This window comes from Pseudomonas sp. RL_105y_Pfl2_101 (assembly GCF_963970585.1).
Classification (GTDB): domain Bacteria; phylum Pseudomonadota; class Gammaproteobacteria; order Pseudomonadales; family Pseudomonadaceae; genus Aquipseudomonas.
This window is the reverse complement of sequence record NZ_CAXAPG010000007.1, coordinates 77,976-93,629: the sequence shown is the minus strand read 5'-3', so window position 1 is coordinate 93,629 and position 15,654 is coordinate 77,976. Positions and strand designations below refer to the sequence as shown.

General features: G+C 61.4%; 14 protein-coding genes. 7 read left to right on the top strand and 7 right to left on the bottom strand.

Annotated features, from left to right (window positions below; all coding sequences use genetic code 11):
• Positions 1-5 precede the first annotated feature (5 nt).
• The 7 genes from AACY31_RS10825 (at position 6) to cobA (ending at position 10,554) form a co-directional block, all read left to right on the top strand.
• Positions 6-581: an ANTAR domain-containing response regulator gene (locus AACY31_RS10825; RefSeq protein ID WP_003199539.1), complete on the top strand. Its 576-nt coding sequence runs from the start codon at positions 6-8 to the stop codon at positions 579-581.
• A gap of 471 nt (positions 582-1,052) precedes the next feature.
• On the top strand, positions 1,053-2,264 hold the full coding sequence (locus tag AACY31_RS10820) for a nitrate/nitrite transporter (RefSeq protein WP_339476653.1): 1,212 nt from the start codon (positions 1,053-1,055) through the stop codon (positions 2,262-2,264).
• Between the two features lie 9 nt (positions 2,265-2,273).
• Entirely contained in the window at positions 2,274-3,944 is a 1,671-nt protein-coding gene (locus AACY31_RS10815; RefSeq protein WP_339476651.1) for a bifunctional protein-serine/threonine kinase/phosphatase, read from the top strand.
• A 358-nt stretch (positions 3,945-4,302) separates the two neighbouring features.
• Positions 4,303-6,756, top strand: a complete 2,454-nt coding sequence (gene nirB, locus AACY31_RS10810; protein WP_339504417.1) for a nitrite reductase large subunit NirB — start codon at positions 4,303-4,305, stop codon at positions 6,754-6,756.
• Positions 6,753-7,070, top strand: coding sequence for a nitrite reductase small subunit NirD (nirD, locus tag AACY31_RS10805; protein ID WP_339476646.1), 318 nt, complete (start codon positions 6,753-6,755; stop codon positions 7,068-7,070). The genes nirB and nirD overlap by 4 nt, the downstream gene beginning before the upstream one ends.
• Entirely contained in the window at positions 7,070-9,787 is a 2,718-nt protein-coding gene (locus AACY31_RS10800) for a nitrate reductase (protein ID WP_339476643.1), read from the top strand. The genes nirD and AACY31_RS10800 overlap by 1 nt, the downstream gene beginning before the upstream one ends.
• An 11-nt stretch (positions 9,788-9,798) precedes the next feature.
• Positions 9,799-10,554 (top strand): uroporphyrinogen-III C-methyltransferase, encoded by a 756-nt coding sequence (gene cobA / locus AACY31_RS10795; protein WP_339476641.1) that lies wholly within the window; start codon positions 9,799-9,801, stop codon positions 10,552-10,554.
• Between the two features lie 123 nt (positions 10,555-10,677).
• Here the strand turns inward: cobA and AACY31_RS10790 are convergent, their stop codons facing one another.
• The 7 genes from AACY31_RS10790 to rraA form a co-directional block, all read right to left on the bottom strand.
• Complete coding sequence (locus AACY31_RS10790) at positions 10,678-10,845, bottom strand: nucleoid-structuring protein H-NS (protein WP_339477076.1); 168 nt, start codon at positions 10,843-10,845, stop codon at positions 10,678-10,680.
• Positions 10,846-11,114: 269 nt separating this feature from the next.
• Complete coding sequence (locus AACY31_RS10785; RefSeq protein ID WP_339476639.1) at positions 11,115-12,149, bottom strand: OmpA family protein; 1,035 nt, start codon at positions 12,147-12,149, stop codon at positions 11,115-11,117.
• A gap of 107 nt (positions 12,150-12,256) precedes the next feature.
• Positions 12,257-12,847, bottom strand: coding sequence for an RNA polymerase sigma factor SigX (gene sigX / locus AACY31_RS10780; protein WP_003183614.1), 591 nt, complete (start codon positions 12,845-12,847; stop codon positions 12,257-12,259).
• 91 nt (positions 12,848-12,938) lie between these two features.
• Positions 12,939-13,763 (bottom strand): mechanosensitive ion channel family protein, encoded by an 825-nt coding sequence (locus tag AACY31_RS10775; RefSeq protein ID WP_339476635.1) that lies wholly within the window; start codon positions 13,761-13,763, stop codon positions 12,939-12,941.
• 2 nt (positions 13,764-13,765) lie between these two features.
• A complete protein-coding gene (locus tag AACY31_RS10770) occupies positions 13,766-14,011 on the bottom strand; it encodes a hypothetical protein (protein WP_014337331.1) in 246 nt (81 codons plus the stop codon).
• 63 nt (positions 14,012-14,074) lie between these two features.
• Entirely contained in the window at positions 14,075-15,070 is a 996-nt protein-coding gene (locus AACY31_RS10765; protein ID WP_339491321.1) for a zinc transporter ZntB, read from the bottom strand.
• 25 nt (positions 15,071-15,095) lie between these two features.
• On the bottom strand, positions 15,096-15,587 hold the full coding sequence (rraA, locus tag AACY31_RS10760; RefSeq protein ID WP_339476632.1) for a ribonuclease E activity regulator RraA: 492 nt from the start codon (positions 15,585-15,587) through the stop codon (positions 15,096-15,098).
• Between the last annotated feature and the right edge of the window lie 67 nt (positions 15,588-15,654).

The following is a 15,654-nucleotide window of genomic DNA, read 5'->3' as shown; positions in this document are numbered from 1 at the left end:
CGACCATGCTGCGTATCCTGCTGATCAACGACACCGCGAAAAAAGTTGGTCGCCTCAAGGCAGCCCTGATTGAAGCCGGGTTCGAAGTCATCGACGAATCCGGCCTGACCATCGACCTGCCCGCGCGCGTCGAAACGGTGCGTCCGGACGTGATCCTGATCGATACCGAGTCACCCGGGCGCGATGTGATGGAGCAAGTGGTGCTGGTCAGTCGCGACCAGCCACGACCGATCGTCATGTTTACCGACGAGCACGACCCCAATGTGATGCGCCAGGCGATCAAGTCGGGCGTCAGCGCCTACATCGTCGAAGGCATCCACGCCGCGCGCCTGCAACCGATCCTCGACGTGGCCATGGCCCGCTTCGAAAGCGACCAGGCCCTGCGCGCCCAACTCCTGGCCCGAGACCAGCAACTGGCCGAACGCAAGCGCATCGAACTGGCCAAGGGCATGCTGATGAAGATGAAGGAGTGCAACGAAGAACAGGCCTACACCCTGATGCGCCGCCAGGCCATGAGCCGCCAGCAGAAACTGATCCAGGTGGCGGAGCAGATCATTGCCATGAATGAGCTGCTGGGCTGAAAGCCTTGTAGCGCCTGCCTTGCCCCCATCGCGATCAGGCTCGCTCCCACAGGTTCGGAGAACACCTCTGATCCCATCGTGGGAGCGAGCTTGCTCGCGATAGCGGTTTTGCATCCAACATCAATATCGACTGATCCACCGTCATCGCGAGCAGGCTCGCTCCCACATGGGCTCCGGGGTGAACTCCATATTAGTGACCCCCACCGATCCATTGTGGGAGCGAGCCTGCTCGCGATAGGCCTCCCCCCAATCGCCCAGGTTGGCACAGATCTCGCTTAAGCAAACCCACAGGTAACCAACGGCGGTTGCCCCACCTACGACAAAGACGTCGCACACCCTTCTTGCCTCTCTGGCGATCCGGGTTGCGGCGTTTTTTTGTTTTGGCCCTTCGGGACCGGTGGTGCGACCACAGACGGCGCACTGCTCAAAGCACTGACTCATTTCTCGAGACTTTTACAGCTGAGGTGCGCGATGAATTCAAGCTTCTGGAAATCCGGCCATACCCCGACACTGTTCGCGGCCTTCCTCTACTTCGACCTGAGCTTCATGGTCTGGTACCTGCTCGGCCCACTGGCGGTACAGATCTCTGCCGACCTGCACCTGACCACCCAGCAACGCGGCCTGATGGTCGCGACGCCGATCCTGGCCGGCGCCGTGCTGCGCCTGTTCATGGGCCTGCTGGCCGACCGGATCTCACCAAAAACCGCCGGCATGGTGGGCCAGGTGATCGTGATCAGTGCGCTGTTTTGCGCCTGGAAACTGGGCATCCACAGCTACGAACAAGCGTTGCTGCTGGGCCTGTTCCTGGGCGTGGCCGGTGCTTCGTTCGCCGTGGCCCTGCCGCTGGCGTCCCAGTGGTATCCGCCACAGCATCAAGGCAAGGCGATGGGCATCGCCGGTGCCGGTAACTCGGGCACCGTGCTCGCGGCGCTGATAGCACCGGTCATGGCCGTGGCCTTCGGCTGGACCAATGTGTTCGGCTTCGCGCTGATCCCCCTGGTGCTGACCTTGGTGCTCTTCGCCTGGCTGGCCAAGAACGCCCCCGAGCGGCCAAAAACCAAATCCATCGCCGACTACCTCAAGGCCCTGGGCGACCGTGACAGCTGGTGGTTCATGTTCTTCTACAGCGTGACCTTCGGCGGTTTCATCGGCCTGGCCAGCGCCCTGCCCGGCTACTTCAACGACCAATACGGCCTGAGCCCGGTCACCGCCGGCTACTACACCGCCGCCTGCGTCTTCGGTGGCAGCCTGATGCGTCCATTGGGCGGCGCCCTGGCGGACCGCTTCGGCGGCATCCGCACCTTGCTGGGCATGTACACCGTAGCAGCCGTCTGCATCGCCGCGGTGGGCTTCAACCTGCCGAGCTCCTATGCGGCCCTGGCCCTGTTCGTCTGCACCATGCTCGGTTTGGGGGCGGGCAACGGCGCGGTGTTCCAACTGGTGCCACAACGCTTCCGTCGCGAGATCGGCGTAATGACCGGGCTGATCGGCATGGCCGGTGGCATCGGCGGCTTCGTCCTGGCAGCGGGCATGGGCGCGATCAAGCAGAGCACCGGCAGCTATCAACTGGCACTGTGGTTGTTCGCCAGCCTCGGTGTCCTGGCCTGGTTCGGCCTGCACGGCGTCAAGCGTCGCTGGAGAACCACCTGGGGTTCGGCAGCTGTCACCGCTGCTCGGGTATAACCTCTAACCATGAGCCTGCAACTGAGTTTCGCCGAAGCCAGTGCCATCGGCCCGCGGGAAGAAAACCAGGACGCCCTGCGCCTGGTCACCCCCGCCCCGGCCCTGGCCGCCAGCAAGGGTTACCTGTTCGCCATCGCCGACGGCGTGAGCCAATGCGCCGATGGCGGACTGGCCGCCCGTTCGACCTTGCAGGCGTTGGCCCTGGACTACTACTCCACGCCGCAAACCTGGGGCGTGGCCCAGGCGCTGGACCGGCTGTTGCTGGCCCAGAATCGCTGGCTGCAAGCCAACGGTGGCGGGCAACCGCTGCTCACCACCGTCAGCGCCCTGGTCCTGCGGGGCCGGCGCTTCACCCTCGCGCATGTCGGCGATTGCCGGGTCTACCGCTGGCATGCCGATCATCTGCAACGGGTCAGTGAAGATCACGTCTGGGAACAGCAAGGCATGCAACATGTGCTCAAGCGCGCCCTGGGGCTGGATCAACACCTGATCCTCGACTTCCTCGACGGTGAACTGCGCACCGACGAAACCTTCGTGCTGCTCAGCGACGGCGTCTGGGCGGTCCTGGGGGACACGGCCATCGCCGGCATCCTGCGCGACCAGACGGACCTGGACCTTGCGGCCCAGACCCTGGTCAACGCCGCGCACCTGGCCGGCAGCCAGGACAACGCCAGTGCCTTGCTGGTGCGGGTCGATGCCGTGGGCGAAGCCAGCATCGGTGATGCCCTGATCCAGTTGCAGCAATGGCCCCTGCCACCTGCGCTGAAACCGGGCCAGGTGTTCGAGGGCTGGCAGATTGAAAGCCTGCTCGGCCACAGCCAACAATCGTTGCTCTACCGGGTACACGATGGCCAGGGGCAGCCCTGGCTGCTAAAAACCCTGCCCGTGCATCTACGGGACGACACACGGGCCGCACAGGCCTTGCTCTCGGAAGAATGGTTTCTCAAACGCGTCGCCGGGCGGCAGTTCCCCGAGGTCCATGGCGTTCCCCAGCGCCAGCATTTGTACTACGTGATGCGGGAATATCCGGGGGCAACCCTGGCCGAGCGGTTCAACCAGGGCGGGCCACTACCTCTGGCCCAGTGGCTGGACCTGGCGCAGCGACTGGTGCGGGCGGTGGGCCTGCTGCATCGACGGCAGATCTACCACCGCGACATCAAGCCGGAAAACCTGCACTTGGGCGCCGACGGCGAATTGCGCTTGCTGGACTTTGGGCTGGCGTACTGCCCGGGCCTGTCCGAGGACCAGGCCAACGTCTTGCCCGGCACCCCCAGCTACATCGCCCCGGAAGCTTTCGGCGGCACCGCGCCAACGGCGCAACAGGATTTGTATGCCGTCGGCGTGACCTTGTACTTCCTGCTGAGCGGGCACTATCCCTACGGCGAAATCGAAGCCTTCCAACGCCCGCGCTTTGGCGTGCCAGTCAATGCCAGCCGCTATCGGCCGGACCTGCCCGAATGGCTCGGACAAAGCCTGGAACGCGCCGTCGCGGCCGATCCGGAGCAGCGTTTTGAGACGGCCGAGGAATGGTTGTTGTTGCTGGAACAGGGCGAGCGCCGCAGCTTGAGCGTCAGGCCCAGGCCGTTGCTGGAAAGGGAGCCACTGAAGGTCTGGCGGACGTTGGCGCTGGTGTCGTTGGTGGTGAATATTGTGCTGTTGTTCCTGGTGTTTCATCGCTGAAATCCGGTTGCTCGCGATGGCGGCCCGCCCGCCACTACAAGGCTATCGGCTGCCACGCGCCATTACCGGGCAACACGCTTTGATTCGGTGCAATAAATCCTTCCCCGACTCGCTCAACCGGCCCGCTGTTCAATAAATCCGCACCCTCGAGACAGTTGGCACAACCACTGCATAATCCCTTTCAACAGACATAAGGCAACGCCTCCAACGATGAAGGCGGTGCTTCCCGAGAGAACGGGACCAGGACAAAGGCGTCCTCGCTAGCTTGCTAGCGGGACGCCTTTTTTTGTTTTCGTAAAAATGACCGAGCCAGTCCGATCGCTGTGATGACACGGACATGCGCTTGCGGAGAACCCTGATGAAGAAACTCAAACTGGTGATGATCGGCAACGGCATGGCCGGGGTTCGAACCCTCGAGGAACTGCTCAAGCTGAGCAACGAGCTGTACGACATCACAGTGTTCGGCGCCGAGCCCCACACCAACTACAACCGCATCCTGCTCTCGCCGGTGCTGGCCGGTGAGCAGACGTTCGAAGAGATCGTGCTCAACGACCTGAGCTGGTACCAGGACAACAACATCAAGTTGCTGCTCAACCGTAAGGTGGTGGAAATCGACCGGGTCAAGCGCCGGGTCATCGCCGAAGACGGCAGCGAAGCCGAATACGACCGCCTGCTCATCGCCACCGGCTCCACACCCTTCATCCTGCCGATTCCTGGCAACACCCTGGACGGCGTGATCGGCTACCGCGACATCGCCGACACCCAGGCGATGATCAACACCGCCAAGACTCACAAGCATGCGGTGGTGATCGGCGGTGGCTTGCTCGGCCTGGAAGCAGCCAACGGCTTGAAACTGCGGGGCATGGACGTGACCGTGGTGCACCTGGGCGAATGGCTGCTGGAGCGGCAACTGGACAAAACCAGCGGCCAACTGCTGCAGGCCGCCCTGGAGAATCGTGGCCTGAAATTCCGCCTCTGCGAACAAACCCAGGCCCTGCACGATGCCGGCAATGGCCGGGTCGGCTCGGTCCAGTTCAAGAACGGCGACATTATCCCCGCCAATCTGGTGGTGATGGCCGCCGGCATCCGTCCCAATACCGAACTGGCGGAAAAATCCGGCATCCCGTGCAACCGCGGGATCCTGGTCAACGACACGATGCAAACCTACGACCCGCGCATCTACGCCATCGGTGAATGCGCCAGCCACCGCGGCACCGCCTACGGCCTGGTGGCGCCGTTGTTCGAACAGGCCAAGGTCTGCGCCAACCACCTCGCGCAACTGGGCTTCGCCACTTACAAGGGGTCGGTCACCTCGACCAAATTGAAAGTCACCGGCATCGACCTGTTCTCCGCTGGCGACTTCATGGGCGGCGAAGGCACCGAGACCATCACCCTTTCCGACCCCATCGGCGGCGTCTACAAAAAACTGGTGATCAAGGATGACGTGCTGGTCGGCGCCTGCCTGTACGGCGACACCGCAGACGGCGGCTGGTATTTCCGCCAGATCCGTGAAAACCACGGCATCAGCGAAATCCGCGATCACCTGATGTTTGGAGAAAACGCCCTCGGCGACGTAGGCCACCAGGGCCAGGACAAAGCCATGAGCATGGCCGACACCGCCGAAGTCTGCGGCTGCAACGGCGTGTGCAAAGGCACCATCGTCAAGGCGATCCAGGAACACGGGCTGTTCAGCGTCGATGACGTGAAAAAACACACCAAAGCCGCCAGCTCCTGCGGCTCCTGCGCCGGCCTGGTGGAGCAGATCCTGATCAACACCGTCGGCGGCGCGGCGGACGTCAAGCCGAAAAGCGAAAAAGCCATCTGCGGTTGCAGCGACCTCAACCATGGCCAGATCCGCCAGGCGATCCGCGACCAGCATTTGCTGACCATCGCCGGGACCATGAGCTACCTGAACTGGCGCACCCCCAACGGCTGCGCCACCTGCCGCCCGGCGTTGAACTACTACCTGATTTCCACCTGGCCCGGCGAAGCCCACGACGACCCGCAGTCGCGCCTGATCAACGAACGCGCCCACGCCAACATCCAGAAAGACGGCACCTACTCCGTGGTCCCGCGGATGTGGGGTGGCGTGACCAACCCTTCGGAACTGCGCCGCATCGCCGACGTGGCCGACAAATACAACGTACCCATGGTCAAGGTCACCGGCGGCCAACGCATCGATTTACTGGGGATCAAGAAGCAGGACCTGCCCGGCGTGTGGAAAGACCTCGACATGCCGTCCGGCCACGCCTACGGCAAGTCCATCCGCACGGTGAAGACCTGCGTGGGCAGCGAGTTCTGTCGCTTCGGCACGCAGAACTCCACCCAATTGGGCATCGAGCTGGAGCACGACCTGTTCAACATGTGGTCGCCGCACAAAGTGAAACTGGCCGTCTCCGGTTGCCCACGCAACTGCTCGGAAGCCGGCATCAAGGACGTCGGCATTATTGGCGTCGACTCCGGCTGGGAGATGTACATCGGTGGCAACGGCGGGATCAAAACCGAGGTCGCCGAGTTTTTCGTCAAGCTCAAGACTGCCGAAGAAGTGCGTGAATACAACGGCGCCTTCCTGCAGTTGTACCGCGAGGAAGCCTTCTACCTCGAACGCACCGTGCATTACATGCAGCGGGTCGGCATGGAGCACATCAAGAAAACCGTGCTGGAAGATTCGCAACGACGCAAAGCGCTCCATGAGCGGTTGAAGTTTTCCCTGTCGCTGGAGCAAGACCCCTGGAAACAACGCCTGGAACAGCCTCAGTTGAAGAAAGAGTTTGAGGTCATCCCCGTGAAAAACCTGGAGGTGCCGGCATGAACTGGCTGGATATCTGCGCACTGGAAGACATCAATATCCTCGGTTCGCGCATCATCAATGGCCCGAAAGGCGATATCGCGGTTTTTCGTACCAGCGACGATGAAGTGTTCGCACTCGATGATCGTTGCCCGCACAAGGGTGGCCCATTGTCCCAAGGGTTGGTCTACGGCAAGCGCGTGGCCTGCCCGCTGCACAACTGGCAGATCGACCTGGAAACCGGCCAGGCCCAGGCCCCGGACGTGGGCTGCGCCCATCATCATTCGGCCCGGGTCGAGAACGGCCGGGTGCAACTGGCACTGCGGGACGCAAGCTGATGAACCGCCAGACCACTGCCTCGACCTGCTGTTATTGCGGGGTCGGTTGCGGCGTCCTGATCGAGCATGACGGCGAGCGTATCCTCGGTGTCAGCGGCGATCCTGCCCATCCGGCCAACTTTGGCAAACTGTGCAGCAAGGGCTCCACCCTGCACCTGACCGGCGACCTCGCCGCGCGCGCCCTCTACCCCGAACTGCGCCTGGGCAAAGGCCTGGCCCGGGGCCGCACAGACTGGGACAGCGCCCTGGATCACGCTACCAGTGTCTTCGCCGAGACCATCGCCGAGCACGGCCCCGACAGCGTGGCGTTCTACATCTCCGGCCAATTGCTGACCGAGGATTACTACGCCTTCAACAAGCTCGCCCGAGCATTGGTGGGCACCAACAACATCGACAGCAATTCGCGGCTGTGCATGTCCTCCGCCGTGGTGGGCTACAAGCGCAGCCTCGGCGCCGATGCTCCACCTTGCAGTTACGAAGACCTGGAGTTGAGCGACTGCGTGATGATCGTCGGCAGTAACATGGCCTACGCCCATCCCATCCTCTTTCGCCGCCTCGAAGAGGCCAAATCCCGCCGGCCGCAGATGAAAGTCATCGTCATCGACCCCCGGCGCACCGACACTTGCGACCTGGCAGACCTGCACCTGGCGATCCTGCCGGGCACCGACGTCGCCTTGTTCCATGGGATTTTGCACCTGCTGCTGTGGGAAGACTGGGTCGACCGCGACTTCATCAAGGCCCACACCGAAGGCTTGGCGGAGTTGAAGAACCTGGTGCGCGATTACACCCCGAGCATGGTCGCCCAGCTGTGCGGCATCCGTGTTGAACAACTGCATCAGTGCGCCGAATGGGTCGGCACGTCGCCGAGCTTCCTGTCGTTGTGGTGCATGGGTTTGAACCAGTCCACCGCCGGTAGCGCGAAAAACAGCGCCCTGATCAACCTGCACCTGGCCACCGGGCAGATCGGCCGGCCCGGTGCGGGACCGTTCTCGCTGACCGGTCAACCCAACGCCATGGGCGGACGGGAAACCGGCAGCCTGTCGAACCTGCTGCCGGGCCATCGCGAAGCCGCCAACCCGGAGCATCGTGCCGAAGTCGCCCACTACTGGGGCGTCGAGCAACTGCCCGCCACCACTGGCTTGAGCGCCATCGAGCTGTTCGAGCAGGTTCGCAGCGGCAAGATCAAGGCCTTGTGGGTCGCCTGCACCAACCCTGCCCAATCGATGCCGGACCAGACCGCAGTACGTGAAGCCCTGCAAACCTGCCCGTTCGTGGTGTTGCAGGAAGCTTTCCGGACCACCGAAACCGCCGCATTTGCCGACCTGCTGCTGCCAGCAGCCAGTTGGGGCGAGAAAGAAGGTTCGGTGACCAACTCTGAACGGCGCATTTCCCACGTCCGTCGGGCCATTGGCGCACCGGGTGAAGCACGGCCGGACTGGGCAATCACCGTGGATTTCGCACAACGCCTGGAAAAGCGCCTGCGCCCGGGTCAATCCAGCCTGTTCGCCTTTGAAACCCCGGCCCAGTTGTTCGATGAATACAAACAGCTGACTCGTGGCCGCGACCTGGACCTGTCCGGCATCAGTCATGCCCTGATCGACCAACTCGGCCCTCAGCAATGGCCGTTCCCGGACGGCGCCACGGTCGGGACCGCGCGCCTGTACATGGACCGGATTTTTCCTACTGACAGCGGCCGGGCGCGTTTTGTGGCCGACCCCTATCGCGCCGCCAAGGAACTGCGTGACGCCCGCTACCCATTGACCCTGAACACCGGCCGCTTACGGGACCAATGGCACGGCATGAGCCGTACCGGTACCGCCGCGCAGTTGTTTGGTCATGTGAACGAAGCGGTACTCAGCCTGCATCCCGACGAACTGCTCCGGCATCGCCTGCAAGCGGGCGACCTGGTCAACCTCAAGAGCCGTCGCGCCAGCGTGATCGTGGCCGTCGACAGCGACGACAGCGTGCGCCCCGGCCAGGCGTTCCTGCCCATGCACTGGGGCGACCGGTTCCTCAAGGGGGGGGTCAATGCCCTGACGCAACCGGCCTTCGACCCCTTGTCGAAACAGCCGGAACTCAAGCACAGCGGTGTGCGCCTGGAACCGGTGGACCTGCCTTGGCAGCTTTTCGCCTTGATTGAAGGCGATGTTCAACAGCATTTGGAGACTCTACGCCCCCTGTGCGAGAGGTTTTCCTACGTCAGCCTGAGCCTGACTGGCCGTGAGCGGCCCGCGTTGCTGATTCGCGCAGCCAGTGCCATCGCGCCCGATCCGCAACTGCTCCAGGCCATCGACGAACAATTGAGCCTGATCGAGGGTCCGGTGTTGGCTTATGACGATCCGCGTCGCTCTATCGGTAAACGGGTGCGCATCGAAAACGGCCGCATCACCGCCATTCGCCTGGCCGGCGAAACCCTGGCCCGGCACTGGCTGCAGAACCTGTGGCTGGAAGGTCGTGCCGATGAACAACTGCGGCGCTGGCTGCTGGCGCCTTTGAGCGCGCCGCCGGGCAATGTCGGCGCCGCAACGGGTGGCAGTAAAACGCTGTGCAACTGCATGAACGTGAGCCAGCGTGCGATCTGCGCCGGCATTGAGCGGGGCCTGGACTTGCAGGGGCTCAAACAGGAGTTGGGCTGTGGCACGCAATGCGGTTCCTGCGTACCGGAAATCAAGCGTCTGCTGGTTGCCACTGCGCAACCGCTGGCGGCTATCTCGTGAGGAAAAACACTATGAACGCAAAAGTCTGGCTGGTGGGCGCAGGTCCCGGTGATCCTGAATTGCTGACCCTCAAAGCCGTGCGCGTCCTGGGCGAGGCCGACGTGGTGTTGATCGATGATCTGGTCAACGCCGCGGTGCTGGAGCATTGCCCCGATGCGCGCATCATTGCCGTGGGCAAGCGCGGCGGCTGCCGCTCCACGCCCCAGGCCTTCATCCATCGCCTGATGCTGCGTTATGCCCGCCAGGGCAAATGCGTGGTGCGTCTCAAGGGCGGCGACCCCTGCATCTTCGGCCGCGGCGGTGAAGAAGCGCAGTGGCTGCGCGAGCACGGTGTCGAAGTGGAGATGGTCAATGGCATCACCGCCGGCCTCGCGGGGGCGACCCAGTGCGATATTCCACTGACCCTGCGCGGGATTGCCCGGGGCGTGACGCTGGTGACGGCCCACACCCAGGACGGCAGCAGCCTGAACTGGCAAGCCCTGGCGCAAAGCGGAACCACCCTGGTGGTGTACATGGGCGTGGCGAAGCTGAGCGAGATTCGTGAGCAATTGCTGGCCGGCGGCCTGGCGGCGGACACACCCGTGGCCATGATCGAAAACGCCTCCCTGCCCCACCAGCGTGACTGCCGCAGCGACCTGGCCTCGATGGAAGCCGATGCCAGCACCTTTCAACTCAAGAGCCCGGCGATCCTGGTGATTGGCGCAGTGGCTGGCGCGGCTGAACTCGCCGCCTCCCCGCCGGCCTGGGCCCAGGTTTCAGCCCTCTGACATACACCCCCTACCAATGTGTGCGAGTACGACTGGGAGAGACAGGTCGGCTGGAAGGCCGCCTCGCGAGCAAGCTTTGCTCCCACAGATCGGATGGGTGTACGATCGGGAGAGCCAGGTCGGCTATAAGGCCGCCTCGCGGTGGACGTTGATCTGGGGCGCCCCGTTAACCACGCTGGCCGAACGCAGGTATTGCGTAGTGGGCATCCCGGCATGGATGCCGGGATAGCCGCGCTGGGCCATGGATGGCCCTTCGCGGCGGCCCACGGAGCAATGCCTGCGTTCGGGCATGCCGAGCCTAGGCGAGGCACCGAGTGGTGGGGCAGAAGCGTTTTGCTTACTTTTGCGCTTCTCAAAAGTGAGCCGCCGTCAGGGCGGAACCCTAAGTGGCCGTTACCGCGAAAATGGATATGTACCCGGTCAACAAAACCCTGGCCGGCTGCGAGGCCGCCATCGCGAGCAAGCTCGCTCCCACAGGTTCAGTGTTCCAGCCCTGAGTCATAAATCCCAGGCAAAGAAAAGCCCGGCCTAGGCCGGGCTCTTCCAAAGCTGTGGGCTAATTACTTAGCTTGAGCTTCAACCTGCGCTTCTACGCGACGGTTAACTGCACGACCAGCTTCAGTGGCGTTGTCAGCAACTGGGCGGGATTCGCCGTAGCCAACAGACTGAACGCGGGACGATTCAACACCGTACTGGTTGGTCAGAACTTGCTTAACGGCGTTTGCACGACGCTCAGACAGCTTCTGGTTGTAAGCGTCAGGACCGACGGAGTCAGTGTGACCTTCAACAGTGGTGCTGGTGGATGGATACTGATTCATGAAGTCAGCCAGGTTCTTGATGTCGCCGTAGCTGTTTGGCTTGACAACCGACTTGTCGAAGTCGAACTTCACGTCCAGCTCAACACGTACGACTTCAGCAACAGCTGGGCAGCCATCAGCATCAACGGTTACGTTGGCTGGGGTGTCAGGGCACTTGTCGACGTTGTCGCACACGCCATCGTTGTCGCTGTCGGAGCAGACTTCAGCCGGTGCTGGAACTGGAGCAGCAGCAGGCTTGGAGCCGCCACCGAAGTTCACACCGATACCGACGCTTGGAGCCCACTCGGTGTCGCCCTGGTCGATGTTGTACTGAGCTTCAACGCCGGCACGGGCGTAGAAGTTCTCGGTGAAGTACAGCTTGGCGCCGCCACCAACGTTTGCGAAGGTGGAACGGTTGCGACCGTTGCTGCCATTCTGGTCGATGCTCTGGTCGGAGAAACCGGCAGAGACGTAAGGACGCAGCATGTCGCCTGGGTTGTTGAAGTGGTACAGGGCGTCCAGAGCAGTGTTCGCGCCTTTGACGTTGGTGCCGTCGTCAGTACGGGCGTTGTGCACTTCGTCGTAGGCCAGACGCAGTTCAACGTCGTCAGTCAGGAAGTAACCAACCGAACCGCCGAACAGGTTGCCGTTGTTCTTGAAGTTACGAGCACTGTCAAATTGTTCTTTCTTGGCAAAACCTTCGATTTCAACTGCGCCTTGGCCTTGTGCCAGAGCGCCAAACGAAGTGGCAGCAATCAAAGAACCAATGGCAAAGCCCAAGGTGTTTTTCAGTTTCATCCGTTAAATCCCCATCTGGTGATTGTGAAGCAGTCCCGCAAACCGGGGGACAACTCGGCGGCAAGTCTATCAGAACCTGCCTACACGTAAGAGATATTTGCGCCGAACTAAGTTTCAGCAATACCTGCAAATTTCTCACGCAATTTGTCTAGAGCACGCTTGTAACGCATTTTTGTCGCGCTCAAACCCATATGCATTATGTCTGCGATCTCCTGGAATTCCAGCTCTGCGACAAATCGTAGCACCAGAATTTCCCGATCGATCGGGTTCACATAAACCAGCCAGCGATCAAGTCCACCCTTTTCCTCGGGCTTGGGCGCCTTATCTTCCGACGCTTCCTCGAGAGGGTCCAGGCTCAGCGCGTCCATCAAGCGACGCTTTCGCCGTTCCTTGCGATACTGCGTGATGCATTCGTTGTAGGTGATGCTATAAAGCCATGTCTTGAACTTCGATTTCCCCTCGAAGTTCTTCAGGCCATACAGCACCTTCAACATCACCTCCTGACAGACATCGTCAGCATCACGATCGTTCCCGAGATAACGCGCACAAACGTTAAATAAAGTTCTCTGGTAACGACGCATCAACTCTTCATAGGCACGCGTTACGTGAAACAGCTCCGTATGCGCGCGCGCGACCAACTCCTCATCGGAGAGATCACGGGGGTCGTAGCGCGTGGATAGCGATTGGGGTTTGTTCAAAACAAGTCGGGCCGACAGTCAAGGTCAATGTGCGCCGCAGCCTGCCGTATCGGGCATTTTGCGGCGGCATACATTAGCAGGGTTTGCCGGGTTAGCGGCTACTCACATGCTGCTCCAGCAGGATCCGATTGGAAAGCGACACCAACTCGCCCTCCTCGGTCAGCAATGTGGTCTTCACCGTGCCGATCTCTTCGATCTGGCCTTCGACCTCGCCAACACGCACTTGTTGCCCAACCTCGTACAATTCACGCACATAAATTCCCGCCAGAATCTGACCGGCGATTTCACGACTTCCCAATCCCATTGCCAGCGCAACCGCCAGACCAACGGTAATCAATACGATCACGATCACGTGGTTGAGCAGGTCGGTCTTGACCTCCAACTGGCTGATCGCCACCGAAATACTGATGATGATCACCAGGCCTTGGGCAATTCGCCCCACGCCAGCGGCATAGTCCAGCCCTACGCCTTCGGCCGCACCGCGCACCAGCCCGTTGGCCAGTTGCGCCAGCAGAACGCCGACCAACAACACCAGCGCAGCACCAAAAACCTTCGGCAAATACAGCGCAAGCATATCGAGCGTAGCCGAAACTCGCTCAAGGCCAAGGGATTCTGCAGCGGAAACCAGGAAAATCAGCAGTACGAACCAATACACGATCTTACCGACCAGGGTCGAGATCGGTACCTGGATGCCACCACGGGACAACAGCTTGGTCAGGCCCGTACCGCCCATCAGGCGATCAAGGCCCAGCTTGGCGAGCAGCTTGGACAGCAGCGTGTCCAGCAGCTTGGCCACGACAAAACCCAGCAACAGCACGACCAGCGCACCGAAAAGGTTCGGGATGAAGTTAGCGATTTTGGTCCATAACGCAGTCATTGCCGTGACGAGGCTCTGGGTCCAGAGATCAAGTTCCATATTCAATCAGCCTTATCAGCGGTGCGAGTAACAGGTTTACGGCGGGAAACCGGCGAGACATGGGCCGATCCGTTATTCAAGGCGATCATCAGCGCGGGCAACCAGCGGCCCAGCAGGCTGAACAGATCGCCTGCGCCGACCTGGCGGTTGGCGGTTTTCAGTACACGTCCCAGGCACGCATCGTCGTCCCGGCTGGACGGCGAAGCCTTGAGCATGTCGCGCAAAGACTGTTCGAACGGATCGTGCATACGCACCTCTCGTGATGTCTGTGGAAGACGCGATCAAATTTCGTCGGGTCACATGAAGCCCCATCACACCCAGCGCAAGCGGCGGAACAACCACCACTGCCCCAACGCCACGCAGATCATCAGCAGGCAGGCGACCATGAACCCGTAAGGGCTTGCGGAAAACGGAATGCCACCGACATTGATACCCAGAAGGCCGGTGAGAAAACTCATCGGCAGGAAGATCCCGGTGATGATACCGAAGCGGTACATGATGCGGTTCATGCGCACCGAAAGGCGCCGGTCTTCGGCCTCCAGCACAAGCCCCACACGCTCTCGGGTCAATTCCAGCTCCTCGAGGTAACGGGTCAGGCTGTTGTTCAATTCGTTCCAGTAATCGCCGTCATCGTCGCAAAACCATGGCAACTTAAGCCGCGTCATCTGGCCGAAGATGTCCCGCTGAGGGGCCAGGAATCGCTTGAGTCCGGCGGCCCGTCGACGGATGTGCAAAATGGCGTCGTGCTCGGGAGTATACCGTTCGTCGGTATCGAGTTTTTCTTCCTCGCCATCGACGTTTTCGCAGAGGCAGGTGACCAGTTCCTGCACTTTATTGGTGAGGTATTGCGCCATGTAGAGGATGAGTTCGGACGCCGTCGTCGGCCCCTTGCCCTCGGCCAGTTGCGCCAACAGTTCATCGGTGGCGCGCAACGGACGCAGGCGCAGGGAGATCACCCGCTGGGCGGACGCAAAGATCCGTACCGACACCATGTCTTCAGGCTCGGCGCCCGGGTTGAGATTGATCCCCCGAAGGAACAGCAGCAGCTCGGCATTGGGCAACGGCAGCAGCCGAGGCCGGGTGTTCTCTTCGAGCAGCAGATCGCAGTTGAATTCACTCAAGCCGCTGGATTTGCGCAGCCAGGTGTGGGTTTGCGGATGACTGCGATCCCAGTGCAGCCACAGGCTTTCATGGGCCTGCAGCTGCAAATCGTCGAGTTCGGTCCGGGTTATGGAACGCGCGCCACCTTTACCGTCCAGCACCAGGGCATGCACCAGCCCCCATTGCGCGTTTTCTTCCTCGAACATCCTCATCCCTTATGGCTTTGGTGCTTTATTCAGGCATTTTCAGCGGGCTTGGCGAAACGATCACGCCGTTATTGTCCGCATAGACATACTCGCCCGGGCGAAACGTCACACCGGCAAAGGTCACCGCCACATTGAGTTCGCCGACGCCGCGCCGGTCAGTCTTCATCGGGTGACTGGCCAGGGCTTGGACCCCGAGGTCCGTCTGGGCGATGATGTCGACGTCGCGGATGCAACCGTAGATCACCAGTCCTTCCCAGCCGTTTTTCGCGGCTTTTTCCGCCAGCATGTCCCCTAGCAGCGCCCGACGCAGGGAACCGCCACCGTCGACCACCAGCACCTTGCCGTTGCCCTGGAGCTCAACCTGCTCCTTGACCCGCGAGTTGTCCTCGAAGCACTTGATGGTCACGATTTCGCCGCCGAAGGAGTCGCGGCCGCCGAAATTGCTAAACATCGGCTCCAACACCTGCACCAGTTCCGGGTAGGCATCGCACAGGTCGGGCGTGAGGTAATGGTTCATCGAACAACTCCTGAAAGGCTGGAACGTCAGACTGAATGAGTAACCGTTTGTGACTGGAACCGCTTGA

What these genes read in the sequence shown, in the direction of transcription:
- AACY31_RS10800 (WP_339476643.1), top strand. Translation starts at nt 7,070, where the DNA reads ATGAACCGCCAGACCACTGCCTCGACCTGCTGTTATTGCGGGGTCGGT.
- AACY31_RS10815 (WP_339476651.1), top strand. Translation starts at nt 2,274, where the DNA reads ATGAGCCTGCAACTGAGTTTCGCCGAAGCCAGTGCCATCGGCCCGCGG.
- AACY31_RS10820 (WP_339476653.1), top strand. Translation starts at nt 1,053, where the DNA reads ATGAATTCAAGCTTCTGGAAATCCGGCCATACCCCGACACTGTTCGCG.
- rraA (WP_339476632.1), bottom strand. Translation starts at nt 15,587, where the DNA reads ATGAACCATTACCTCACGCCCGACCTGTGCGATGCCTACCCGGAACTG.
- nirD (WP_339476646.1), top strand. Translation starts at nt 6,753, where the DNA reads ATGAACTGGCTGGATATCTGCGCACTGGAAGACATCAATATCCTCGGT.
- AACY31_RS10785 (WP_339476639.1), bottom strand. Translation starts at nt 12,149, where the DNA reads ATGAAACTGAAAAACACCTTGGGCTTTGCCATTGGTTCTTTGATTGCT.
- cobA (WP_339476641.1), top strand. Translation starts at nt 9,799, where the DNA reads ATGAACGCAAAAGTCTGGCTGGTGGGCGCAGGTCCCGGTGATCCTGAA.
- AACY31_RS10765 (WP_339491321.1), bottom strand. Translation starts at nt 15,070, where the DNA reads ATGTTCGAGGAAGAAAACGCGCAATGGGGGCTGGTGCATGCCCTGGTG.
- AACY31_RS10770 (WP_014337331.1), bottom strand. Translation starts at nt 14,011, where the DNA reads ATGCACGATCCGTTCGAACAGTCTTTGCGCGACATGCTCAAGGCTTCG.
- AACY31_RS10775 (WP_339476635.1), bottom strand. Translation starts at nt 13,763, where the DNA reads ATGGAACTTGATCTCTGGACCCAGAGCCTCGTCACGGCAATGACTGCG.
- nirB (WP_339504417.1), top strand. Translation starts at nt 4,303, where the DNA reads ATGAAGAAACTCAAACTGGTGATGATCGGCAACGGCATGGCCGGGGTT.
- AACY31_RS10790 (WP_339477076.1), bottom strand. Translation starts at nt 10,845, where the DNA reads ATGCCCGAACGCAGGCATTGCTCCGTGGGCCGCCGCGAAGGGCCATCC.
- AACY31_RS10825 (WP_003199539.1), top strand. Translation starts at nt 6, where the DNA reads ATGCTGCGTATCCTGCTGATCAACGACACCGCGAAAAAAGTTGGTCGC.